This is a genomic window from Streptomyces sp. NPDC042002 (assembly GCF_055588305.1).
Window position 1 is genome coordinate 24,568 of sequence record NZ_JBVJCT010000043.1, and the last position, 23,532, is coordinate 48,099.

Consider the following 23,532-nt stretch of genomic DNA (forward strand, 5'->3'; position numbering starts at 1 on the left):
AAGAAGGACCGACCGTGGCAGAGATCGTTCTCGAAGGCATCACCAAGCGCTACCCCGATGGTGCGGTGGCGGTGAAGGACGTCAACCTCCGTGTCGGGGACGGTGAGTTCGTCATCCTCGTCGGTCCCTCCGGCTGCGGTAAGTCCACCACCCTCAACATGATCGCCGGGCTGGAGGACATCACCGAGGGAACCCTCCTGATCGACGGACAGGTCGTCAACGACAGGACCCCGAAAGACCGTGACATCGCCATGGTCTTCCAGAGCTACGCCCTCTACCCGCACATGAGCGTGCGCGACAACATGGGTTTCGCGCTCCGGCTGGCCAAGGTGGACAAGGCGACCATCCGCGAGAAGGTCGAAGAGGCCGCCCGCATCCTCGACCTGACGGAGCATCTGGACCGCAAGCCCGCCAACCTCTCCGGCGGTCAGCGCCAACGGGTGGCGATGGGACGGGCCATCGTGCGCGACCCGAAGGCGTTCTTGATGGACGAGCCGCTCTCCAACCTGGACGCCAAGCTCCGCGTCCAGATGCGCACCCAGATCTCCCGCCTCCAGCAACGCCTCGGCAGCACCACGGTCTACGTCACCCACGACCAGACCGAAGCCATGACACTGGGCGACCGGGTGGTGGTGATGCGCGGCGGACTGGTGCAGCAGATCGGGACCCCGCAACGCCTGTACGAGCAGCCGAAGAACCTCTTCGTCGCCGGGTTCATCGGTTCACCCGCGATGAACTTCCTGCACGCCACCGTTGAGGACAACCGCCTGCACACGTCGGTCGGCGACCTCGACCTCAGCGACCGACTGCGCCGAACCCTCGAGCGGCACAACGCCCCCCGAGACCTGATCGTGGGGCTGCGCCCGGAGGCCTTCGAGGACGCCGCCCTGGTGGACCGGAGCAGGGCCGGATCGGGTACGGCCTTCAGCGTGGACATCGACGTGGTCGAGTCCCTGGGGTCCGATGTGTACGCCTACTTCACCGAGGACGAGTGGCAGCCCACCGCCACCTCCGAACTCGCCGAGCTCGCCGCCGACTCGGGGCTGACCGACACCGGCGCGGGCGGGCACCAGATCGTCACCCGTCTCAACGCCTCCACGCAGGTACGCGAGGGCAGCCGGGCCGAACTCTGGGTGGACACCGCCAAGATGCACGTCTTCGACCCGTCCTCCGGGGCCAACCTCACACTGACGACCGACGAGCCTGACGCGTGACCACTCTCCGCCTCCGGAGGGCGTCGACAACGATCAGGCGGCTCAGGAGAGTTCGTGCCGCGTTCCGTCGGCGACGGCGTGGAGCTTGTCGGGGTTGGCCACGTTGTGGATGGTCGAGATGCGGCCTAGCGGATCGAAGTCGAAGGTCAGAGTGGCGACCACGCGGTCCGGGCCGCGGAAGACCACTCCCGGGCCGCCGTTGATCGAGGTGAGCTCTGCCCGCATCCGCCCGGGCTCGATGCCCTGGTAGGTCGCGGTGCCGAGCGCGGCGAACCAACGGGCCACGGTGTCCGCGCCGACGACCGGTTTGAGGGCCTGGCGGACCTTGCCACCGCCATCGGTCCACAGGGTCACGTCCGGGGAGAGCAGCTCCATGAGGGTGTTGATGTCGCCGCCCGACGTCGCCGCGAAGAAGCGCTCGGTGACGTCGCGTTGGCGGGCGCGGTCGGCGGTGAAACGGGGCCGCCGGGCCTGGACGTGCTCGCGGGCGCGGTGCGCGGCCTGCCGGACCGCCGCCTCCGAGCGTTCCACCGCCTCCGCGATCTCCGCGTAGCTGAAGGCGAAGACCTCCTTCAGCACGAAGACCGCGCGCTCCAGGGGACTCAGTGTCTCCAGCACAACCAGCAGGGCCATGGAGACCGAGTCCGTCGTGGCAACGCCGTCAGCTGTGTCCGGGCCGGTGAGGACCGGCTCGGGGAGCCATGGCCCGACGTAGGTCTCGCGCTGGTGGCGAGTCGAACGAAGCCGCTCCATCGCCAGGTTGGAGACGATCCGGGTCAGGTAGGCCTTGGGGTCGGCGATCTGGGAACGGTCGGCCGCCGACCACTTGAGCCAGGCGTCCTGGACCACGTCCTCGGCGTCGGCGGCGGTGCCGAGGATGCGGTAGGCGACCGAGAAGAGCAGGGTGCGGTACTGCTGGAAGGCGAGCTGGTCGGGTCCGGCCTGCCGCGGCTGGGTCACTTGGCGCTCCGAATCCGGGTGTAGCGGCCGCCGTGCGGCCAGAACGCGCCCGAGGCGGGCATCTTCTTCATGCGGCCGAAGGTGGGCCACGGCGCGGCGGTGACCGTCTCCTTGTACTTTGCGGCTCGCTTGCCGGTCAGCACGATGCGGCGCGGGCTGTCGTCGGGGTGGGTGAACTGCACGACGGCGTCGTTCCGGCCCAGACTGACAGGTGTGTGGTAGTAGCCGAAGCGGAAGGGCTTGGGCTCCTTGCCGGCCAGCACCCGCAGGATCGAGAGGGCCGCGTGCACGCCGGTGGGCATACCCCCCTGACAGGTCCCGTGCATCACGCCGTAGCCCTGCCGGATCGCCGCCGCATCGCCCACGGCATAGACCTCCGGGTGGGAGACCGAGCGCAGGGCGCTGTCGGTGACCACACGTCCGCGCTCGTCGACGGTCAGACCCGCGGCGGCCGCCAGCGGCGAGACACGGGTGCCGCTGGTCCACAGCACCGCGTCCGCCGGGATGCTGGAGCCGTCCGCGAGCTCGACGCTGTCCGCCAGCACCTTGGCCACCTCGACGCCGCTGCGTACCCGCACACCGAGCCGGGCGAGCGCCGCGTCCATGTGGGCCTTGGCCTTCGGATGCATGCTCGCGCCCGGCTCCTGGCGGCCCAGCAGCAGCACCTCGAGCTCCGGGTGCCGCTCGGCGATCTCCGCGGCGGCCTCGACGCCGGTGAGGCCGCTGCCACCGACCACGACGGTCCCGCCGTCGAGCCGGGTCAGCCGGTCGGCGAGGACAGCGGCGTCCTCCGGGCTGTTGAGGGTGCAGGCGTGGTCGTCCGCGCCGGGGACGGCGACGGTGTTCGCGATGCCGCCCAGGCCGTAGACCAGGGTGTCGTAGCGCAGGACCCGGCCGTCGTCGATCCGGACGGTTTTCGTCTCTGCGTCCACGGCGGTGACCCAGCCACGGACGAAGCCGGCGCCGGTGCCTTCCAACAGCCCCGGGATGTTCATCTCGGCCGTCTCCTGACCGGTGGCGGTCATGTGCAGGCGGAGCCGCTCGCTGAAGGTGTCGTAGGGGTTGACCAGCGTCACTCGCAGGCTTCCGCGTTTCCTGGTGCGGGCCGCGAGCTGGATCGCGGCGGAAAGCCCAGCGTAGCCGGCGCCCAGGACCAGGACCTCGTGCTGTTGCGCTGCTGTCGCGTTCATCGCTCTGCCGTCTCTTTCGCGTCGGTCGTTCCCGCCGTGCGGGCGACCACCAGACGCAAGCTTCCCTCCGGTTCGTGACATGGGGCCGATGTGAGCCGCGTCATATCGAGAGCAGAGGGCGTGCGCGGCACCAGCACTCCGAGCGAGGCGAAGCGCCGCTGTAGCCGACCACTTGGCTGTCGCCGGCTGTCGCTCGTCGTCGAGCACCCTCGGACGGCCCGGCGAGAGACACGTCGCACAGCAGTCTCCCCGGCGAAATGAACTGTGCGCATGTCATGCGGATGATCTAAGGTCGCGCTGATCTTCGGGGAGGGGATGACGCATGATGCGTGGGGGACGGTGGGCTGTGCTGTGCGCGGCCGCGGTGCTGATGCTGGCGGGGTGCGGTCACCGGTCGGCCGAGGCCGGACCGGTGTTCGAGAGCGCGGAAAAGCTGCCGGAGAAACTCGGAAAGGACGGCACCACCATCCTGGTGGGTGATCCTGACGCCGAGGTGACCGTGCACCTGTACGAGGATCCGCGCTGTCCGGTCTGCGAGGAATTCGAGACCACCGGGGGTTCCCCGGAGCTGCGGGAAGCGACGCTCGAACGTCAGACGATAACCGAATACACCCTGGCCTCCTTCCTGGACGCCAGGCTCGGCGGCAGCGGCTCGAAGAAGGCGGTCAACGCACTGCGGGCAGCGCTGGAGAAGGGCAAATTCGTGGAGTATCACGAAGTGCTCTACGCCAACCAGCCCGAGGAGAGCTTCGACGGGTTCACCGATGCCCATCTACTGGAACTGGCCACCCAAGTGGAGGGGTTGCGCGGTCCGGAGTTCGACGCGTCCGTCAAGACCATGAAGTACCGCTCCTTCGTCACCGCCTCCGAGGAAGCGTACGAGCGGGCCGGGGGTGCGAAGGACCCCAAAGGGCCAGGGACGCCCACCGCTGTGATCAACAACAAGCAGATCCCGGCGGAATCCAACGGCGTGCTCTTCGACAGCGATACCTTCGCCGAACTGCTCAAGGAGATCCACGCCAGACCCTGGGAGTGGGAACAGACCGTTCTGTGAGCCGCGTCATCAGCGAGGCGCGGCTGTTTGGCCCGCGTGTCGGCTCTTCCGGAGGCCAGCGGGTACCGGGGCACGCACACCGAAAGGCAACGTGCTCGCCACCAGCGAGAGGTCGCTCCGCGGCAACGACCGGGCCATCGAACCGGGCAGGGTGTGCAGCCGGCGGCTGCCCAACGGGTCTGATGCGCGATCGAGTGACATGTCAACTGGCTTGCCCCGTGGGGCTTGGTGTGGCGTTGAGGGTGTGGGTCCGGACGAGCTTGCTGTGGCGCGTGGTGAGTTGGAGGCGTTTGCGGCGGAGGTGTCCGGCCGTTCGCGCGCAAGGGCCGCCGGCCGCGACCGGGGTTCATGCCGGCAGTCGACTCAGAGGTCAGAGAATCGGCCGGCGGGATCGGGCCGCCTCGATGTCCGGGACATGCTCTTCGGCCCAGAGTCGTACGGCGCGGAGCGGGACGAGCAGAGAGCGGCCCAGCGGTGTCAGGGCGTACTCGACGCGGGGCGGGTTCTCGTCGTAGGCGTGGCGGCTGACCAGACCGTCGGCTTCCAGGGAGCGCAGGGTCTCGGTGAGGACCTTCGGGGTGATGCCCCGGATATGCCCCTTCAGTTCGCTGAAGCGGCGAGGTCCGTCGTCGAGGGCGTTGACGACGAACACGGTCCAGCGGGCGCCGATACGGTGCAGCACCGTGCGGCTCGGGCAGGTCGCCGCCATCACGTTGTACGCCTTGCCCATCGCTGCTCCCAGTTTCGTTGAAGATACCGGTATCAAAACCATACCGTGGTGCTCGATCCTACGAAAGGGAGTCGAGACACATGGAACGGATCCTGGTCATCGGTGGTGCACGGGCGCTCGGCGCGGCCGTCGCGAGGCGTGCGGCGAAGGACGGGTACGACGTTGTCGTCGGTGCCCGCGATCTGGCTGCGGCCGACGCTCTGGCACGCGAGATCGGCGCCACAGCGGTGCGGGTCGACCTGCAGGACGAGTCGACGCTCGCGGCCGCGGCAGAACGGCTGAAGGACGGAGTCGACCACATCGTGACGACCGGTTCGGCGCCGCACGACGTTCGCGCGACCGAGCTGGACCGCGACAAGCTGCTGGCCGCGTTCACGGCGAAGGTGGTCGGTCCGATGCTGGTGGCCAAGCACTTCGCGTCGGTCCTGCGGCCGACCGGGTCGATGGTGCTGTTCTCCGGTGTGGTCGGCTGGCGCCCTGGGCCGGGATCACTCGTCAAGGGCGTCACGAACGGTGCGGTCGAGTACGCCGCACGCCACCTGGCGGCGGATCTGGCGCCGGTACGGGTCAATGCCGTCTCACCCGGTGTCGTGGACTCGGGCGCATGGGATCGCCTTGGTGACAAGAAGACCGCCTTGTTGGGCAAGAGCGCGGACGGGACCTTCGTCGGACGCCACGGGGAGGCCGACGACGTCGTCGACACGGTGATGTGGCTCCTGCGTGCGGGCTTCGTCTCCGGCGAGACGATCCACATCGAGGGCGGCGCCCGCCACAAGTCCGCCTGATCGGCGACATGGGGCCAGCAGCCGGCCCACGGGCAGCTCCGGGCCGTCTACGTGCTGGCTGACTGCCCGTCCGGCGGGCCGGATGCGCAGGGCCGCGAAGCGGGAGTACTTCCGCCTGCGGCCCGAGAGGCCGGTGCCGGGCGGGGAGCCGTCCCGCCACCGCACCGGCCTGCCCGCCTTCCGCCCGCCCGCGACGACCAACTCCTTCACCGGCCGCGGCTTGTCGGGATACTTCGCCACCGGCGGGCGTCCGGACCCCGACGTACGGCTCGGCCACCGTCACCGCGTCGGCACTGTGGGCCGACAGTGTGGTGAAGACGCCCACCACGAAGTTCACCTGACCGGGCGCTGGCCGGGTCCTCGCCGGAGGACCGCCCGGGCCTGGAACGCGCGGCCGCTCTCGTCGAGTCCACCGCCGCCGACACCGAGACCCAGCTGCGCGCCCGCTGGGTCGCTCCCGGCTGGCCGCCGTCGGCTTCACCGGGGACATCACCTCGGTCGCGGCGGTGAAGGCGCTGCGCCAGGCGGAACCGAAACTGAGACTGGTGGCCGCTGTGCAACTACAGCGGGAGGCCGTGGCCAGTCCGGAGTGAGCCGGCAGCCCCCGGACACGCGGGGGCTGCCACAGGTGTGGCGCTCCTCAGGAGGTGAGGTAGCAGGCCTTCCGCACGCCGGCCAGCGGATCGGTACCGAACGCCGACGTCGTGCAACTGGCGCCGCCGGTGAACGCCTTGTACACGAAGGTGCCCCGCGCACCGTACGCGACGGTCCGCTGCCCGCTGAAGGCGCACGTCCCGCCTTCGTCCGAGCAGGCCGTGGCGTAGCCGGGCGGGCCGCCGGTCGCGGTGTAGCAGGCCTTCGACTCGCCGGGGATCGGGTCGCCGAACACGGCGTCGGTGCACGGCGTGTCGCCGGTCGCCGTGATCGTGGCGAACGCGCCGAAGGCGCCGTACATCACCGGCTGTCCTGCGGCCGCCGGGCAAGTGCCCACCTGGGAAGCGCACTTGGTCCAGCCGCCGGCCGGGGCGCCGTCGGGTGGCAGGTAACAGGACTTGGCGACACCGTCGATGGGATCGCCGAAGTGGGCGTTCGTGCAGGCGACGGAGCCCTTGGTGACCTGGTGGGTGAAGTTGCCGTTGGCCCCGTAGGCGACGTCACGGTTGTAGCCGGGCACGGCGCAGGTGCCGCCCTCGGCCGCGCAGACGGTGTATCCGGGCGGACCGCCCACGTCGGCGACGTAGCAGGACTTGACGAGGTTCGACGCCGGGTCGCCGCCGAAGGAGGCGTTGGTGCAGGCGGTGCTGCCGGTCGCCGTCTTGTATACGTACGTCCCCGCGCCGTAGGCCACCGAGCGGGTGCCGCTGAAGGAGCACGTTCCGCCCTCGCCCGCGCACCGGGTGAAGCCCGCCCGCAGCGCACCGGTACCGGGATCGCCGGGGGTGGGCGGATTGCCCAGTCCGGTGGCGCTCACGGTGTAGCTGCCCGGGGCGACGCCGGTGAGGTAGACGTAGGTGTCGTCCTGGCTCGCGCCGGTGATTCCCGACGTGGGCGTGAAGGTCCCGTCGCGCCAGACGACGGAGCCGTTCACGGACACCGAGACGGCGCCGCCACCCAGTTTCGGTACGCCGATACGACCGGTGGTGCCGGCCGGACTGGTGAGATGCGCCGAGTAGCCGCCGGCGGCGGGGTCGCGGGACCAGGACGCGTTGACTGCGCCCTGGGGCAGAGTGATACGGCCCTCGGCGCTGGTCAGGTCGCCGGGGTGCGGCACGAAACGGTACGCGCCGGTCGCCGACTCCGGCGCGGTGCCGAGCACGTCGAAGGTGAGCGTGGAGGTGGGCGCGGTGGACCAGCCGTGGGCCAGGCTCATGAACGAACCCCCGTAGGCGAGGCCGCCGTCGGCCCTGACGCCCTCCCAGAAGGTGCTCTTCGTGCCGATGTCGCTGGTCAGCATGTGACCCCAGGTGCGGCGGATCTGCGCCAGGGCGGTGTAGTCGTCGTTGGCGGTGAAGCGGGCGTTCAGCTCCATGCCGCCCGCGAAGGGTGACACGTTGCCGCCCCATTCAGGGGTGGTGGGGCCGTAGACGCCCCAGTTCTTCCCGAGCCCGGCGATGACGCTCTTCGACTTGGCCGTGGAGTCGGTCAACCCGTACCAGACGGCAAGGGAGTTGCCGTCCTGCGGGTAGAGCCCGCTGGTCGGGTTGTCCTTGTACATGCCCTTCGAGGCGTCCCACAGCAGCGAGTTGGCCGCGGTCTTGATGACGGCCGCCTTGGCGTTCCAGCTCGCGGCGAGCGCGCTGTCGCCCTCGGCCGTGGCCAGGGTGGCGCCGCCCCTGAGCGCCGCGTACAGCAACGCGTTGGCGGAGACGTTCTCGCCGCCCTGACCGACCCGGGCCCAGTCCTGGGTGCGGGTCACGTCGAGGAGGTTGTTGCCGTCGATCTTGTTGGTGATGAAGGCCATCCCGCGCTTGTAGTTGGCCCATTCGGAGTCGAGCCACGTCCGGTCGGCCGAGTAGGCGTAGTACGTGGACGTACCCAGCAGCGTCCAGGTGTGGTAAGTGTCCGAGCCGGTGAGGTTGAACGGCGGTCCCGACCAGGGGATCTCACCCTGCGCCGACTGCGCGTCGTACATCGTGGTGAGCGCGTTGCGGGTCGAGGTCAGGTCGCCCGAGTACGCGTACTGCGTGGGTACGGCGATGCCCATGTCGCCGGGCCACACCGTGCGGTCGCGCTTGGCCCCGTCGACCAGGACGGAGTCACCGGCACCGACGGTGGCGCCGTTGTCCCACGCCGAGGCGGGCGGGGGCCAGGCGCGGCCCTGGCCGGAGGCGATCGTGTCGAGCTGCACGGTGTACGCCCCGGCGTACCAGATGCGGTTGAGCAGATCGTCGCTGGAGGAGAAGTAGTTGGCGTAGTCGGCCGGGTTGGCCTTTCCCGGGGCCGCGGTGAAGCCGAGGCTGACGCCGTTGAGGTCCACCCAGCCCGAGGTGTCGAGGAAGACGGTGAGGTAGCGGAAGCCGCCACGCAGCTGCGCCGTGGGCATCGTGTAGGTGCCGTTGGCGGAGGCAGTGGCGTAGAGGGCTCCGTCCTCGCCGTCGCGGCCGCTGCTGCGGTCGCTGTTGTTGCCGACGTACAGGGACGACTCGCTGAAGGCCAGGCCGACCCGTTGGCCGCTGTCGCTGGCACTGCCGAAGGACAACGTTGCCAGGCCGCCGACCTCCTTGCCGAAGTCGAGGGTGATGGCCGACTGCGAGCCGGAGATCCGCGTCGACTGCCCGCTGAGGACGTTCTGCGGGTTCGCGACGCTGCCCGAAGTCCGGTAGACGGCAGTCGGCTTGAGGGTGCGGGAGGTCGGCGAGTAGTTCAGGGGGTCGACGGCCGCCTCACGGACGCCCGAAGCGGTCAACGAGGTCGCCGCGGATACGGACGCGGAGACGGACGGAGCGGGAGCCGCCACCAGCGCGGCGGCCACCACCGTGGCGAGGCCGAGTACGCGCCCTGGAGAGGGCGTTCGGTTCAGCAGGGGACGGCGACGGCGCATAAGTACGTACCTCCCGGATCGCGTTCGAAAACGACCGACGTGTTTGAATCGATTCAAATTGATCGCCCATGAATGCCTGGGACCGATGGACCAGTGGGCGTGCGCGGCACCTCGCCGAAGTTGCACCGATGATGGGCGCACGAAATCGGAGTGTCAACCCATCACGACACCCCCGAACTCCCCTGCAAAAAAGCATGACTTGATGCATTGACAGGACCCCGCCAAGCCGGTTCACTGCCTCCGAGAAAGGTATGGACCAGTGCTCGATTCCCGCCCCGGCTCGATGTGAGCCGTCGGCCCCCGTCGTGAAATCGAGGCGAGTTCCGGTGTTCTCACGAAGCCCAGACATCGTTGTCAGATCACGGCTCCTCAGCTTCCTGCTCACGACCGTGCTCGCGTTCGCGGCCTTGGTCCCGGCCGCGACGCCCGCGGCCGCCGCCACGCAGGTGTGCGTACTGGCCTGTGACACGCTGGACCCGTCGCAGGCCCGGCAGGAGAGCTTCCCGGTGCCGAACAAGAACCTCAACGGCCGCCGCCTCGAACTGCACGTGTCCGACGCGGACGACATGGCCTGGGCCAGCATCGACGACGGCGTGACCGGCGACTCGGTGTGGCTGGACCGCTCCTGGGACGGCGGCGCCACCTGGGAGGGACTGCTCGGCAAGGCGAGCATCCCCGGGGCCTGGACCGGTACCAGGACGCTGATGTACAACATCACCGATCCCCGCAACCACCGACGCGGGCTCGTGCGGGCCTGCGGCGACGCCGGCGGCGTGGGCTGCACGAACTGGGCCTACCCCACCGTCTGCGACGTGCTCTGCGACGGCACCGCCGCCGGCCAGGCGGCCGGTGACGACCAGCCGGTGCCGTCCACCGCCCTCTACGGCCGCACGATCCGCCTGCACGTCGACCAGAAGAACTCCATGGCCTGGGCAAGCATCGACACCGGCGGCGCCGGCGACGAGATCTGGCTCGACCGCTCCTGGGACGGCGGCGCGACCTGGCCGGACGGCTCCTCCCTCGGCCGTACCAGCACCCCGTCCGGCGCCACCGGCACCCGTACCGCGATGTACGCCACCCGCGACCCGCGCGGCCTCCTCCACGGCGGCGCGGTCCGCGCCTGCGGCCGGGAGGCCGCCCACCAGGAGGGCAGCTGCACCGCGTGGGTCAGGCCCGCGCCGACCAGGGCACGCGCTGCGGCGGACTCGCTGATGACCGCGTACGACCCCTACAACGGCTGGTGGCCCAGCAGTTGGTGGAACTCCGCCGCCACCCTCACCTCCCTCATCGACTTCGCGAAGACCACCGGCAGGCACGACTACGACTGGGTCATCGCGCGCACCTTCGACCAGAACAAGGGGGTCTTCGCCGCAGGTGCGCGCAGCTCGGACGCGATCGAGGGCCACTTCATCAGCCGTTCCATCGACGACTCGGGCTGGTGGGCCATCGCCTGGCTCGACGCGTACGACTACACCGGCGACGCCCGCTATCTGAACGAGGCCGTCACCATCGCCAACTACGTCCAGCAGTACTGGGACCCCGGCACCTGCGGCGGCGGCGCGTGGTGGGACCGCGAGCGCACCTACAAGAACGCCGTGACGAACGGGCAGTACCTCTGGCTGACCACGGCGCTGCACCAACGCATCACGGGCGACACCGTATGGCTCCAGCGGGCCAGGACCGCCGCCAACTGGTACCGGTCCAGCGGGTTGATCAACTCCTCGGGGCTGGTGAACGACGGGCTCACCTCGGCCTGCGCCAACAACGGCGGCACCGTGTGGAGTTACAACCAGGGACTGGCCATCGGCGGCTTCACCGAACTGTGGAAGGCGACCGGGGACGGTGCACTGCTGACCACGGCGAGGACCCTTGCCGACGCCGCGATCAGCAGCCCGGCGCTGACCCGGGACGGAGTCCTCACCGAGTCCTGCGACGTCGGCTCCGCGTCATGCGACGACAACCAGAAGCAGTTCAAGGGCATCTTCATGCGGAACTTCGCCGACCTCGCGAAAGCCACTGGCTCCAGTACCTACCAGAGTTACGTTCAAAAGCAGACGGACACCCTGTGGGCGCAGGACCGCAACTCCCTCAACGCCCTCGGCGAACGCTGGGCCGGCACCACCCCCCAGCAGACCGACTGGCGCACCCAGGCCAGCGCCCTCGGAGCCCTCACCGCCGGCGCGGGCTGACGGACGGGGGGCCGGGAGCGGACAGGGGCAATCAGCGTGGTGGTGGCGCGGAGTGCGGGCAAGGCGAGGAGGACGCCCAGCCGGAGTTGGGGTTTTCCCTCAAAGCGCCGGCGCCTGCAAGTCTGGCGCATGTGCTGCATCGGCAGAGGTTTCGGCCCGCCCGGTGGACGGGCTTCACGTCGGGGTCTACCGGCGCTCACCGGGGCTGTGGTCCGGTCCGTTGCTCTCGGGGCGGGGCTTCCCGCTGAGGTGTTTGACGCGGTGAGGTCCGGCGGCGGTGCGGGTGCGGCGTAGGTCCAGATGTCGGCGCGCCGGTACAGGCGGCGGCCCGTCCTGCCGACTGCTTCGGGGTGGCCGGTCCACCGGCGAAGCCGGTACCAGCCTTCCAGCGGGGACAGCGCCATGCCGTACCTGGTCATCAGGTCACGGCGGGTGTAGACCTCGCGGCTGTTCAGTGTGGTCACGGTCATCCTCCCGGTGCGCTGGATGAAGAAGAAGGGGGCTGGGCGGTGCTCCGGGGACGGGCGCACCGGTCGGCCAGGGCGGTGTGGGGGCTTCGCCTACGATGTGGTGTCGCTGCCTGGATCGGGCTTGCCGGTTTACGTCCTCGGATCCTGTCCGGGGGTGTTACCAGCGTGCGAAACGGCCCCTGCCCAGGGCTCGAAGCAGGGTCATAGGGCCGCGGTTGCGCTCCGGCCTTGACCAACGTGAGAGTCAGGGAGCGGGCGACGAGGGCCCGAGGATGACGATCGGCGCCTCCGCTGCGGCCCGGGCACGTGCCGAAGCGGCCTCCACCTCCTCACGGGTAACTTCCCTGTAGAACCGTTCCCCGTGAGCGTCGGTGATGTCGATGACGAACTTGATCCACTCCTCGGCGGGCTCCTCCGGCACATGCCCGAAGTAGTACTCGGCGTCCTTGAGTAGCTCCTCCGTGAGCCGTACACCGGTCAGCCGCTCGGCGAGGGCCAGGACCGCCGCCTTGGTGTCGGTGCTCGGGCCGGTGCCGTCCTCGGTCAGGCCGAAACCGGTCTCACGCATCAAGGGGACCAGCTCGTCCGGGGTGCTGCCGTACCTGCCGATGGGCCCCTCAAAGCTGGTCCGAAGCTCACCGGCCTCATACCAGTGGAACAGGTCGATGGGCGCGCCCCCGTTGCTGGAATGCGTCACGGCTCGCCCAGCCGCTGACAGGGCCTCCAGGAAGCGCGGCCGCATCCCGACGCCGCCGCCAAACTGCAGGACGAGCGTCCAATCGCCGTCCTTGCCCGGCACGGTGAAGGTGCCTGCGATGAAGGAGTCGTCCCAGTAGTCCGTCGCGTCACGCTGGTCCATAATCCGCTCGATGAGCGCGTCCATGCCCCTGCACGTGCCCTGCGGCTCTGCCCCATCACACGCAGCACGTCGCTGGGGGGCGACACCTCGCACCAGGGTCAGGCCGTATCCGTCCGCTATCGCGTTACGGAACACCGTGGAGGAACGTATCCAGGCGTAATCCTGTGCGGTCGCCAACGTCATGCCCCACGGTCTGCCCGCCACCACTGACACCCCCTTTGACTCCGCGCGGCTCCCTCCCGCTCACCGCGTGGGCGTGCAGCCGGGTCGCACTCGGCAACGTGCCGGGCGGCCACGTCAACCCCTGGTCGCGCGTACCGCTCCAGGGAACAGACGGAAGCATGGCGGATGCGGCAGAAGCATCGGGGTGGAGGTGCCGGCCTCGGCGTCGTGAGTCAGCGCGCTGTGCCGGAGCCGGTGCAAGGTCCAGCCGTCCAGGTCCTCGACGTGTGCCGGTTGGTGGGCGAGGAATCGTCCATCACCGCCCGCACCGACTCCGGCGACCTGTCAGAGATCTGGCGCCACCAGTTGTCGATCCCAGCGGTTCCGCGGAGGATCGATGCGCACTACCCCGACCACTCCGACGGCCGCGGCGTCCACCAGCCGAGACTCCAACCGCGCTCGGAAGCCGAGATCGCGTTCGTGGACTCGGCCCGGGAGCTGGGCGCCGGCTCAAGAAGGCCGGACCCGCCGGCGCGGTCCGTATCCACGCCAAGATGGCCCTCGCGGTCAAGCTGGCCACCGCCCTGAGCTCCGGCAGAGCCGATCAGGCGCTGGGGCTGGCCGTCTCGGCCCGACGCTTCGCCGACGATGACCCGGTCTCGATCCCTGGACCACCTCACCGGCGGACGAGGCCGCCGGTGAGGTGGTGCGGACCGTCAGACTTCGCCTGACGCTGCCGAGTCCCGTCTTGAGCCCGTTAGTGGGGCTCTCAGCCGCCGCTCTTTCGACGGAACGACCGCTGACTCGCGGCCGGGCCGTGCGCGCCGTGGACCTTCGACGTGTTGGTGCTGGCAGCAAGATCATTGGCGTCCGCCTGCATACCACGCTTGCGCGCCAGAGCCTCCCGGAACTTGCGCTTCAACTCGTCCTGGCCGTTGTCGTCGGGCGAGAGGGACTCGCTCTCGCCGTCAACCGCCTCTTCCGGCGTTGGAGACTCTGTAGCCATGGTGACCTCCTGGGACTGGGCAGTGGGAAGCACAGCTTGTCATGGCGGGCGCCGCTCGAGACACCCGCTTCCCGCACCGCCAACCGCCATCGCGGGCCGTTGACGCTGAACATGGATGAGCACTCCCCGCCGCCGATCAGCGAGCCGGGCCGCTCCACCTTCATCGAGAACCTCTTCTCGGCGGGTGGCATGCGAGTCACGGACAGCTCGTCCAGCACCGCTGCGCGTACCCGTACGTCTGCTTCTACGTGAACCAGGCCGCCGTCACAGCCGGCCACCCCGCCGCCAGGTTCCAGGTCATCACCAGCGGATTCCAAAGCGTCACGTCCCGCGACGGCTACATCATCCTCAACACCGGCAACGACGACGTGGCCTACCTGCGCAGCAACGCGGGCACGCTCTGCGTCGAGCCGAACACGACGACCGTGATGAGCCCCGGCCTCACCATCAACGGCGTGAAGATCTCCAGCAGCGCGACCTGCCGACACCGCGGCGGGCGCGCCCCCCGCGCGCCCGCCCACTCCGTGCATCGCCGACCCGCGAGTCTGCGCTCCGGCCGGTACCCGCCCCTTCTGAGATCACAGGGAGGGTTCCCAGCGCCTGGGGCCGCTACAAGGTCCGAGCGACTGCGGGCCTGAATCACTGGGGCACGGGAACGGACGACGATTCCAGCCGCGTCCGCGACCGTGACGGCGGCTTCTTCGGAGGCGGAGGAGTCTTCGACGGTGGTCGGGGCACGGCTTGATCGCCTCAGGCCCGGTATCCGGCTCCATGGCGGCACCTCGCGTTCCCGCGTGTGTGCTCACCCATGGTGGAGGCCACATCGGAGTTCGGGCACGGATCCGCTGATACGCGAGACAGCCCCTCCCACGAGGTACCGCGGCTGCACCGACCGTCGGAGGACACCCGGAACTTGTTCTGCCCCACCAGCCGCACAGATCACCCGCCGGGAATCGGTGGCCGTGGGACGGGCGGTGCTCCTTATTACGAGATTCTGACGCGGCACTTGTCAGCCTGTGCTGTTCGGACCCCAGCAGTCACTGTGTTCACACATCCCCCGGACGTGAGGAGCCGCAGTGAGCAGGCACAACAGGCGCAGGTCTAGGCTGCAGAAGAAGGCCACTCTCTTCGGCGGTGGCACGGTGGCGATCGCGGCGGTGGTCGCCACCGTCAACGTCGCCTCGGCCGGCCAGGTCTCCCCCACACCCCGCGCTGCACCGAAGGCGGACCACGCCGTGTTCGTGCAGGGCAATGAACTGGCCGGGAACAGGATCCACGTCTTCCGCCGAAGCGACGACGGCAAGCTCACTGCCGCTCACGCGTACAGCACAGGCGGCAAAGGCGGGGACCAGGTCGACGCGCCGACCGATTCGCTGGCCTCTCAGGGATCCTTGGTCTACGACCGACGGTCCGGGCGACTGCTGGCGGTCAACGCGGGCAGCCGCACTCTGACGTCCTTCGCCGTGCGCGGACAGAAGCTCACCGACCGCCAAATCGTTCCCACGGGAGGTGAGTTCCCGGTCGGCGTGACCGTCTCGGGCAACCTGGCCTATGTCATGAACGCGGGCGGTGCGGGGAGCATCCAAGGCTTCAAGATCACTTCCGCGGGCCTGAAGCCGCTCAGCGGCTCGATGCGCACTCTGGGACTGAAGAACGAAAGAGTGCCGCTCTTCAGCAGCTCGCCCGGGCAGGTCGCGTTCACCCCGGACGGCAGAAATCTGGTCGTCACAACCAAGTCGGCCAACACCATAGAGGTCTTCCCCCTGAACCGGGACGGCCGCCCGGCGCGCAATCCAGTGGTCAGCAAGTCAGCGGGCATGGTGCCGTTCGCCATCGCCTTCGACTCCCATGGGCGCATGCTGGTCGCCGAGGCCGCCAAGTCCACCGTCAGCGTCTACAAGGTGCGGCACAACGGCGAGTTGAAGATCGTCCAGAAACCGTTGCCCAACGGGCAGGACACCTTGTGCTGGCTGGAACGCGCCGGCGACTTCTTCTACGGAGCAAACACCGGCAACTCCACCGTGACCGGATACCGGATGAACCCTGACGGCAGGCTCACGCTGACCAACGAGGCGGGCATCGCGGCCGCACCATCGAGGAAGTCCCAGGGCGTCATCGACATAGCCATCGCCGCCGACCGCTTCGTCTACGTCCAGAACGCCACCTCAGGCACCGTCGACGGATTCCGAATCGGGCACGACGGCGCCCTCACCAAGGTCACGACGGTCACCGGACTGCCCTCCTTCGCCGAATCCGGCATGGAGGGCATTGCTGCGGTGTGAAGAAGCGGCCACCGCAGCGGCGTGCCCCGGGCGACACCTGCCCGGGGCGCGCAGGGCACGTCCTCGAGCAGCGGTGCGTCTGGACGCCGGGGAGCGGCTGTTGAAGTTGACGGTGCCGGAGCGGGTGAAGTCGGCGTACAGCTCTTGTGACGGGGCACGTGCGGAATGAGGCGGCCTCGGCCCCGCCTGGTGGGCGGGGCCGCGGCCTTGTGGCGTGCGCGTGGCCGTCAGAGAGCGACGATGCCTTCGCCGCCGACGCCGCCCGGCACGGTCCGGGAGCCCAGCCGGGTGAGTGAGCCGTCCGCCTTGACCGCGAACTCGTCGACGATGCCGTTGACCCCTGTCTGGACGTAGAGGTAGTGCCCGTCCGGGGAGGTTGCGGCGTCGACGGTGCCGGGGTTGGTGGGCGTGTTGCCCAGGGGGGTCAGCCGGCGGCCGTGGTCGGAGGTACGGAAGCCGCTGAGGGTCGAGCTGCCCGCGTTGGAGGCGTAGAGCAGGCTGCGGGCGGCGACGATCCAGCAGGTGGCCGACTGGCCCGTGGCCGCGTATGCCTCCTGCGACGCGGTGCCGTCGCGGTGGATGGTGAACGTCGCGACGGCGTTCGTCCCTGCCTCGGCCAGGAACAGGCCGTGCCGGCCGTTGGGGACGAAGGCGAAGGGCACGGCGCCCGGCAGGTTCGTGGCGACAGGGGAATCGGCGGGCGCGCCGGAGCGGTCCAGGTTGAACACCAGGAGGCTGCTGCCGTTCGCCTTGGTGGTGACGACGAGCTGGGAACCGTCGCCGGTGAAGCCCACCTGCCCCGGGGTGTTGGTGAACTGGGGCGTGGCGTTCGGGTCGAGCCCCAGGCCGCGGTTCCGTCCGGCCTCCTCGTGCAGGCGGCCGTGGTGGATCGTGTAGCCCTGGATCGAACCGCCGTCCAGTGCGTTGAGCACGTACACGTCGTCGTCATGCACGGCGACGCTCACCGGGAAACGGCCACCGGAGCCGATGACCTGCCGCAGCGCCAGGCGGTCGCCGTCCACCGAGAACACGGAGACGGTGTCGCTGCCGGCGTTGACGGCATACAGCAGGGCGTGGCGCGCGTCGTAGGTGAGGGAACCCTGCGAGGCGAGGTGGTCGGCGACCGACCCGGCCAGCACGCCCCCGAGACCGTCGGTGTCGTACGTCCCGGCCTGGGTCAGCCGCCCGTTCTCCGCACGCCGGTAGGCGACGATCTGATTACCCGCCGGGTTGTCGGTCTGGACGAAGACCGCATGGCGACCGCCGCGGTCGTGCCCGTCGCCGCCGCCCGCCGCAGCGGACACGGACGGAGTGCATACGGCTGCTGTGGCGAGCGCGGTCGCGACGGCCATGCCGAGACGAGTGATCTTCTGCACGATGTTCTGCCTCCATGAGGGACCGGGATCGACGTCTCGCTGGAGGCCTGCGTCTCTGGTCGAGCCAGATTCGGGCACCGTGGCCGCGAGCGGAGACGACATGGACGAGGGCTGTGGTGGGCGCGTACGCAACGCCGACAGCGTCCCCGTGCGTGAGCCACCACTGTTCCTCACCGACAAGATATGTGATGTTTTGTCATAAATCGTGGAGGTGCTGCGGTTCGGCGCCGCCGCGCAGTTCGCCGGAGTGGAGGGCGTCCGGAAAGCCTGTCAGCGGGCCGGCTTCGCGAGGCGTCACCCGAGAGGTATGGCCACACAGCGACGTAGCTGGTTCTCTCCGAGCAGACGCGCAGGTATGCGACCGTTGCGTGAGCGGGCAGCCCGGTGAACCGTCTCGGTCAGAGCACGAGGCGACTCGCTGGTTACGTCGGGCCGGGCATCAACTTCTCCGCCTGCTCCGCTGACAGAAAATCGAAGATCAGAAGGCTGACCAGCTTGGGCTTCTCCAGCGGGAGGCCATGCGAGGTGCCCGGCACAATCGCGAGCTGTCCGTCTGGCACCGTCGTGCGCATCGCCTCAAGGTGTTCGACCGTCACCAGGTCGTCATCCCCGGCCATGATCAGTGTCGGCGCGCTGATCGTCGCGAGGTCGCTGAGTTTCGCCTCGGTCACGAGCAGCGCGGGAGCGATCTTGTCGAAGACGACCGGGAAGTGGTCCCGACCGTCCGGCGACAGAGCCGCGTACGCCTCGATGAGCATCGGTGGCAGGTGATCGACCGAAAGGTTGTCCATCATCGCCTGCGCCCAGGGGCGGCCGCCGCCGATATTCACCGCGGTGCCGATGAGCACCAGTTTCCGGACCAGGTCCGGGCGGCGCATGGCGGCGATCAGGCCGACGTTGGCGCCATCGCTCCAGCCCACCACGTGCGCCGGTCCGATGCCCAGCGCCTCGATGAAGGCGATGGTGTCGTCGGCCATGATCTCGTACGTGATCGGCCCCTCGACGTCCGGCATCCGCCCGTGTCCACGCCGCTCCGGGCTGTAGACGCGGTACCGCTCGGCGATCAGCGGAGTGAACCCTCCGCCGAAGACGTCGACGGTTGCGAACCCGCCATGCAGCATGACCAGTGGATCACCGGCGCCCTGGGCCTCGTAGTAGGTGCGCAGGCCGCCTGCGATGACGTGATCCTTCACGGCCTCGGTCCGGTCAGTCACGATTGCCCTGCCTTCTTGTCGCGGGTCGGAAGACCGTTCATGAGACCGGCAGTGGTCTCCCAGAGGCTCCGTGCATTGCTGTCGTGGCCCCGCCCTCCAACGGCCCGGCTCGTGCTTGAGCGCCCCGCATAGGACACCCGAATGGAACACCCGAAGACATACCCGCGGGGAAGCCGACCGAGCGGGAGGTCCCCCGAATGATCGAGTTCACCCTCGCCTCCACCCGGTGGCGCCGAACGCCCGGGCGGAGGGAGCACCGCAGCCGGCGAACTGCAACGCTGCATGCGGTTGCTGCCGCGCGCCTGGAGGAGTCCCGGCGAAGGCGGCAGGCAGGTTGTCCCGCCTCGCCGAAATCGGCGGATTCCCACTCGCCCTCGTTCGTGGCGTCGGATTCTCTTTCGCGGCGCTCTGGGCGGCTGTCCACTTTCGCTCCCGTGGCTGGTCAGGGCTCTTGGGAAGCGAAATCCAGGTGCGTATGAGCCGGTTCGCACTCGTATACTCGTGCGAGCTCATCGAGGGGGAGGTGGAGACAGTGAAGCTTGCTGAGGCCCTGGCAGAACGTGCAGAGGCGACGCGCCGTGTAGAACAGCTGCGAGCGCGCGTCGTCAGCAGTGCGCGGTACCAGGAAGGGGAGACACCCGCCGAGGATGCGGGTGAGCTGTTGGCTGAGACCGGTGAAGTGCTGGGCGCTCTGGAAACGTTGATCCGACGGATCAACCGGACCAATGCCACCGTGGAGATGGGTCCCGACGGCACGCTCACCGATGCCCTCGCACGCCGGGACGTCCTGCGGTTGCGTCACTCCGTAGTCACCGCGGCGGCGGACGCGGCGGCGGGTAACGGCGAGCGGGGACACGGTCGGCAGCTCCGGTCCGAGCTGATGATGCTTTCCGCGCTTCCGGTCGCGGAACTGCGCGGTCAGGCGGATGTACTCGCCCGGGAGATCCGCGAGGTCGACGTGCGGATCCAGCGTACGAACTGGGAGGTCGATCTGCTGGACTGACCAGTCCAGCAACCTGGGACGATGTGGAGCAGGTAGCGGCGTCGGAAGCGTGCACACACCGAGGGCCGGCGGTTTTCCAGCCCACTCCTGGCGCGTGAAGAGCAACGCGGGGTTCGACTCCCCATCAACAGTGCAGCTCAGCACCGCGTACAGGTAAAGGTGCACATCGCACAGCACATCACCACGTGCAGATCCGAGGCGGCGAGGGCGGGTTCGGGGCTTTCCACATCGCAACACCATGGAGAACGGCGATCCGAGCGCAACGGGGGCGTCAGAATGGCTGATCCGTACGTCATTCTCAACGAGCTCGCCCAGGAGCTTCCGCCGATGCCACAGGGCGTCGAGTGTTCGAGAACCTCTCCGCCGAGGAGCGGTCCACCACCCTGCGGCTCCTGTCCCTTTTCTGCATTCAGGCCCGCGCCACCACCGAGGACGGCCCGGAAGGTATCCGCCGCGCCGGACTTCGCCCCGCGCGCAGGTCCGCCGCCACGGCCGGCGGACCTGCCGCCAGTCCGTGCCGGAACGCGACGGCGTCGCCGTATCCGGCGACGGCGGTGGCCGCCGGCCCCTTGAGTCCCCCCGGGAGCGGGTCTCGTCGAGCAACGGCTCTGCTACGGGCCGCCGGCAGCCCGGTCGGATACTCACGAAACCCCCGCCGCTGAGCCAGGCTGGTGAACAGGTCGTCGAACCGGGCCGCGTACTCCTCCAACGGCCCCGATGCGGCCGGACTCGGACGACGCGCAGTCATGACCGCCCCCAGGCTCGGCGAACCTTCTACCGCCGTCGTACGGCGAGCCAGACCGACCGTCAGGCCCAGTTCAACGAACTACCGGTAGCGCGGAGTCACTCACCACGAGCGCCAGCTTCGCCGCAGTCCGCTGCTCCATGATGTCGCGAGGGGAAAGGTCGAGCCCGTGACCACGAACCCTGGACACCACCTTGATCGACATAATGCTGTCTCCTCCGGAGGCGAAGAAGTCGTCGTCGATCCCCACCAACGGTCGGTCGAGAACCTCCGCGAACACCGTGCACAGGATCTGCTCAATGGGAGTCCGCGGGGCGCGGTAGCCGCTGTCGACCGATCCAGGATCGGGGAGGGCCGATCGGTCGAGTTTCCCGTTCGGGGTCATCGGCAACCGGTCGAGCCTCACGTACAGCGGCGGCACCATGAATTCCGGAAGGCGCTGACCCAGGAACTGGCGCAGCTCACTGGCCCACGCGTCGCGCCGTTCGCCACCGGTCGACGTCCCGTCCGCATGCGGCTCGACCGTGGGGCCGGCACCGACCACATACGCGACCAATTGCCTGCTCCTCACCGACCCGGCGACATCGCGCACCACGACCACGGCGTGGAGTACCGCGGGATGCTGCATGAGAGCCGATTCGATCTCGCCCAGCTCGATCCGATATCCGCGGACCTTCTCCTGCGTGTCCACGCGACCGATGAACTCGAGATCTCCTCCGGCGTTCCAACGGACCAGGTCTCCCGTGCGATACATCCGCTCGCCCGGCGCTCCGAACGGACAGGCAACGAAACGGCTCGCCGTCATGGCGGGACGTCCCAGATAGCCCCGGGCCAGACCTGCTCCCGCTACGTACAACTCGCCGACGACGCCGACGGGAACCGGCTGGATCCGCTCGTCCAGAACGTACACGCGGCTGTTCTGAATCGGACGGCCAATAGACGGCGGGCGGCCGTCCGTGGCCAGATGCGCGCACAGGGTCGGCATTACCGTGGTCTCTGTCGGACCGTACGCGTTGGCCATCTGGCGATGCGGAGCCCACGCCTTGACCAGCTCCGGCGAGATCGGTTCGCCCGCGACGATAAGACACGAGACGCTCGGTAGCGACCCGAGCGGCAGCGCCGCGAGCACGGAGGGCGTGAGCAGGACGTGGGTGACCGCGGCCGCATTGATCGTCTCGACCAACGGCTGTCCGGGCTCGAGCCGTTCCTGCGTGTCGACGACGAAGGCGGCCCCGGAGAACAGCGCCATGCACAGTTCCCATATCGACGAATCGAAACTCGGCGAATTGAACTGCAGCACTCTGGACTCTGACGTGACGTTCAATCCATCGATTTGCGCGGCCAGCAGGCTGGCCAGTCCCCTGTGAGTGACCGCCACTCCCTTGGGCGTACCGGTCGACCCCGACGTGTAGATGAGGTAGGCGGTATGTGCCATCGCCAGTGGCGCCAGCCGATCGGTGTCCGTCACAGCGGTCGTCTCATGGTGCGTGAGCGTGGCGATCAGCGCGGGGTCGTCCAGCCGCAGGACGGGTGTCGATCGACCGGCCCCATGTGAAGCCGTCGCGGATTCAGCGATGATGATGTGCGCGCCCGAATCCTTCAGCATGAATTCGATGCGCTCCGCCGGATACGCAGGATCCACGGGCATATAGACGCCACCCGCCTTCGTGACCGCCAGCGCCGCTGTCCAGAGGTCTGGAGAGCGCGTCACCAACACGGCGACGACCACTTCGGTTCGCACACCGTGGTCGATCAAGAGACGGGCCAGTCGGTTGGACCGGGCGTCGAGGTCGCGATAGCTGATCGTCTCGTCACGGAACACGATGGCGGGAGCGTCCGGCCTCGTCATGACGCGTCGTCCGAAGAGTTCGGGAATCGTGCCGGGGTTCACCTCCGCGCGCGTGTTATTCACAAGATCGAGCAACTGATGTCGCTCGGCCGGGTCGATGATGTCGACGGAGTTCACGGCCACGGTCGGGTCGCCGGCCGCGATCGTGGCCGCGCTCACGAGACACCGCACCAGTCGGCGCGCGGTGTCCGCGTCGAACACGTCCGTGGCGTAGACGATGTCAATGCGCAGGCTCGCCCCGTCGCGAGGCGAGACGACGATCCGCGCGTCGAACGGCGCGGTTCCCAGGCGCTCCGGAGCGGGTCCTGCCGAACGGCCGTCGCGACCGTGGTCGGCCTCGTCGTGCCAATCGAACCCCACCTGGGTCAGCGGGTGATGGGCCGTCGGTGGATCGATGACCAGAACCGAAACCACGTCGTCCAGCGCCATACCCCGGTGCTGTTGGGCCGCCCGGGCCCGGTCGTGCACCGCGCGAAGCAACTCCCCGAACGAGATGTCGCCGGGCATGTCGGCGCGCAGGATCCAGCGGTCATCACTCGATCCGGCCTCCGTGCCCGAAAACGCCTCGGCACCGCCCACGTTCAGCGCGCCGATCGTCACCGTCGTCTGCCCGGTCAGGCGCCGAAGCGTCACCGCCCATGCGGACAGCAGGACGACGGCCGAGGACACGCCCTGCGCAGCGGCCAGGGCCTCGACTCGGCCCCGAACGTCGGAGGCGAGTTCCACGCCGACGACCCCGACGTCGAGGCTCCGATGCGACGGGCGCGGTCGATCCATCGGCAAGGGTAGGGGCTGGGGCACGTCGGCCAACTCCTGCGCCCAGTAAGCGGCGTGCCCGGCGGACCCTCGCTTCGGCGGCTCGGGCCTAAGTGCCTCACTGGCGCTCACGATAGAACCAACCCT

The 23,532-nt window shown here is 69.0% G+C and carries 16 protein-coding genes and 3 pseudogenes; 9 read left to right on the forward strand and 10 right to left on the reverse strand.

Annotated elements, in window-relative coordinates; translation table 11 throughout:
- Nucleotides 1–14 precede the first annotated feature (14 nt).
- The gene (locus ACZ6KY_RS36545; protein ID WP_469314568.1) at nt 15–1,214 is read left to right on the forward strand and encodes an ABC transporter ATP-binding protein; all 1,200 of its coding nucleotides are present in this window, start codon (nt 15–17) and stop codon (nt 1,212–1,214) included.
- Between the two features lie 42 nt (nt 1,215–1,256).
- On the opposite strand, the gene ACZ6KY_RS36550 is transcribed toward ACZ6KY_RS36545, so the two are convergent.
- Nucleotides 1,257–2,174 carry an RNA polymerase sigma-70 factor gene (locus ACZ6KY_RS36550; RefSeq protein WP_469314569.1) on the reverse strand — a complete coding sequence of 306 codons (918 nt, stop codon included), beginning with the start codon at nt 2,172–2,174 and terminating at the stop codon, nt 1,257–1,259.
- Nucleotides 2,171–3,364: an NAD(P)/FAD-dependent oxidoreductase gene (locus ACZ6KY_RS36555; RefSeq protein ID WP_469314570.1), complete on the reverse strand. Its 1,194-nt coding sequence runs from the start codon at nt 3,362–3,364 to the stop codon at nt 2,171–2,173. The genes ACZ6KY_RS36550 and ACZ6KY_RS36555 overlap by 4 nt, the downstream gene beginning before the upstream one ends.
- Before the next feature lie 325 nt (nt 3,365–3,689).
- Between ACZ6KY_RS36555 and ACZ6KY_RS36560 the strand changes: the two genes are divergently transcribed.
- Nucleotides 3,690–4,418 carry a DsbA family protein gene (locus ACZ6KY_RS36560; RefSeq protein ID WP_469314599.1) on the forward strand — a complete coding sequence of 243 codons (729 nt, stop codon included), beginning with the start codon at nt 3,690–3,692 and terminating at the stop codon, nt 4,416–4,418.
- A 370-nt stretch (nt 4,419–4,788) separates the two neighbouring features.
- Here ACZ6KY_RS36560 and ACZ6KY_RS36565 read toward each other — a convergent pair whose 3' ends face one another.
- The gene (locus ACZ6KY_RS36565; RefSeq protein ID WP_469314571.1) at nt 4,789–5,148 is read right to left on the reverse strand and encodes a winged helix-turn-helix transcriptional regulator; all 360 of its coding nucleotides are present in this window, start codon (nt 5,146–5,148) and stop codon (nt 4,789–4,791) included.
- Between the two features lie 80 nt (nt 5,149–5,228).
- On the opposite strand from ACZ6KY_RS36565, the gene ACZ6KY_RS36570 reads away from it, so the two are divergent.
- Both ACZ6KY_RS36570 and ACZ6KY_RS36575 read left to right on the forward strand, forming a co-directional pair.
- Nucleotides 5,229–5,933, forward strand: coding sequence for an SDR family oxidoreductase (locus ACZ6KY_RS36570; protein WP_469314572.1), 705 nt, complete (start codon nt 5,229–5,231; stop codon nt 5,931–5,933).
- Nucleotides 5,934–6,275: 342 nt separating this feature from the next.
- Nucleotides 6,276–6,526, forward strand: a pseudogene (locus ACZ6KY_RS36575) (hypothetical protein); the annotation flags it as partial.
- Between the two features lie 47 nt (nt 6,527–6,573).
- Here ACZ6KY_RS36575 and ACZ6KY_RS36580 read toward each other — a convergent pair.
- Complete coding sequence (locus ACZ6KY_RS36580; protein ID WP_469314573.1) at nt 6,574–9,474, reverse strand: alpha-L-rhamnosidase-related protein; 2,901 nt, start codon at nt 9,472–9,474, stop codon at nt 6,574–6,576.
- Between the two features lie 566 nt (nt 9,475–10,040).
- Between ACZ6KY_RS36580 and ACZ6KY_RS36585 the strand changes: the two genes are divergently transcribed.
- The gene (locus ACZ6KY_RS36585) at nt 10,041–11,663 is read left to right on the forward strand and encodes a glycoside hydrolase family 76 protein (protein ID WP_469314600.1); all 1,623 of its coding nucleotides are present in this window, start codon (nt 10,041–10,043) and stop codon (nt 11,661–11,663) included.
- Between the two features lie 714 nt (nt 11,664–12,377).
- Here the strand turns inward: ACZ6KY_RS36585 and ACZ6KY_RS36590 are convergent.
- Both ACZ6KY_RS36590 and ACZ6KY_RS36595 read right to left on the reverse strand, forming a co-directional pair.
- Nucleotides 12,378–13,175: a DUF6461 domain-containing protein gene (locus tag ACZ6KY_RS36590; protein ID WP_469314574.1), complete on the reverse strand. Its 798-nt coding sequence runs from the start codon at nt 13,173–13,175 to the stop codon at nt 12,378–12,380.
- Between the two features lie 748 nt (nt 13,176–13,923).
- The gene (locus ACZ6KY_RS36595) at nt 13,924–14,160 is read right to left on the reverse strand and encodes a DUF5302 domain-containing protein (RefSeq protein ID WP_469314575.1); all 237 of its coding nucleotides are present in this window, start codon (nt 14,158–14,160) and stop codon (nt 13,924–13,926) included.
- A 248-nt stretch (nt 14,161–14,408) separates the two neighbouring features.
- Here ACZ6KY_RS36595 and ACZ6KY_RS36600 point away from each other — a divergent pair, with 248 nt between their 5' ends.
- Both ACZ6KY_RS36600 and ACZ6KY_RS36605 read left to right on the forward strand, forming a co-directional pair.
- On the forward strand, nt 14,409–14,798 hold the full coding sequence (locus ACZ6KY_RS36600; RefSeq protein WP_469314576.1) for a hypothetical protein: 390 nt from the start codon (nt 14,409–14,411) through the stop codon (nt 14,796–14,798).
- 438 nt (nt 14,799–15,236) lie between these two features.
- Nucleotides 15,237–16,442: a lactonase family protein gene (locus ACZ6KY_RS36605; protein WP_469314577.1), complete on the forward strand. Its 1,206-nt coding sequence runs from the start codon at nt 15,237–15,239 to the stop codon at nt 16,440–16,442.
- 227 nt (nt 16,443–16,669) lie between these two features.
- Here the strand turns inward: ACZ6KY_RS36605 and ACZ6KY_RS36610 are convergent, their stop codons facing one another.
- Together ACZ6KY_RS36610 and ACZ6KY_RS36615 are read right to left on the reverse strand one after the other, a co-directional pair.
- Nucleotides 16,670–17,818 (reverse strand): lactonase family protein, encoded by a 1,149-nt coding sequence (locus ACZ6KY_RS36610; protein ID WP_469314578.1) that lies wholly within the window; start codon nt 17,816–17,818, stop codon nt 16,670–16,672.
- Between the two features lie 422 nt (nt 17,819–18,240).
- Nucleotides 18,241–19,032 carry an alpha/beta fold hydrolase gene (locus tag ACZ6KY_RS36615; RefSeq protein WP_469314579.1) on the reverse strand — a complete coding sequence of 264 codons (792 nt, stop codon included), beginning with the start codon at nt 19,030–19,032 and terminating at the stop codon, nt 18,241–18,243.
- 532 nt (nt 19,033–19,564) lie between these two features.
- Between ACZ6KY_RS36615 and ACZ6KY_RS36620 the strand changes: the two genes are divergently transcribed.
- Both ACZ6KY_RS36620 and ACZ6KY_RS36625 read left to right on the forward strand, forming a co-directional pair.
- Nucleotides 19,565–20,035 carry a DIP1984 family protein gene (locus ACZ6KY_RS36620; protein WP_469314580.1) on the forward strand — a complete coding sequence of 157 codons (471 nt, stop codon included), beginning with the start codon at nt 19,565–19,567 and terminating at the stop codon, nt 20,033–20,035.
- A gap of 344 nt (nt 20,036–20,379) precedes the next feature.
- Nucleotides 20,380–20,502: pseudogene (locus tag ACZ6KY_RS36625) on the forward strand (DUF5958 family protein); the annotation flags it as partial.
- A 98-nt stretch (nt 20,503–20,600) separates the two neighbouring features.
- Here ACZ6KY_RS36625 and ACZ6KY_RS36630 read toward each other — a convergent pair.
- Nucleotides 20,601–20,783, reverse strand: a pseudogene (locus ACZ6KY_RS36630) (IS701 family transposase); the annotation flags it as partial.
- Between the two features lie 70 nt (nt 20,784–20,853).
- Nucleotides 20,854–23,517 carry a non-ribosomal peptide synthetase gene (locus tag ACZ6KY_RS36635; RefSeq protein ID WP_469314581.1) on the reverse strand — a complete coding sequence of 888 codons (2,664 nt, stop codon included), beginning with the start codon at nt 23,515–23,517 and terminating at the stop codon, nt 20,854–20,856.
- Nucleotides 23,518–23,532: the final 15 nt, after the last annotated feature.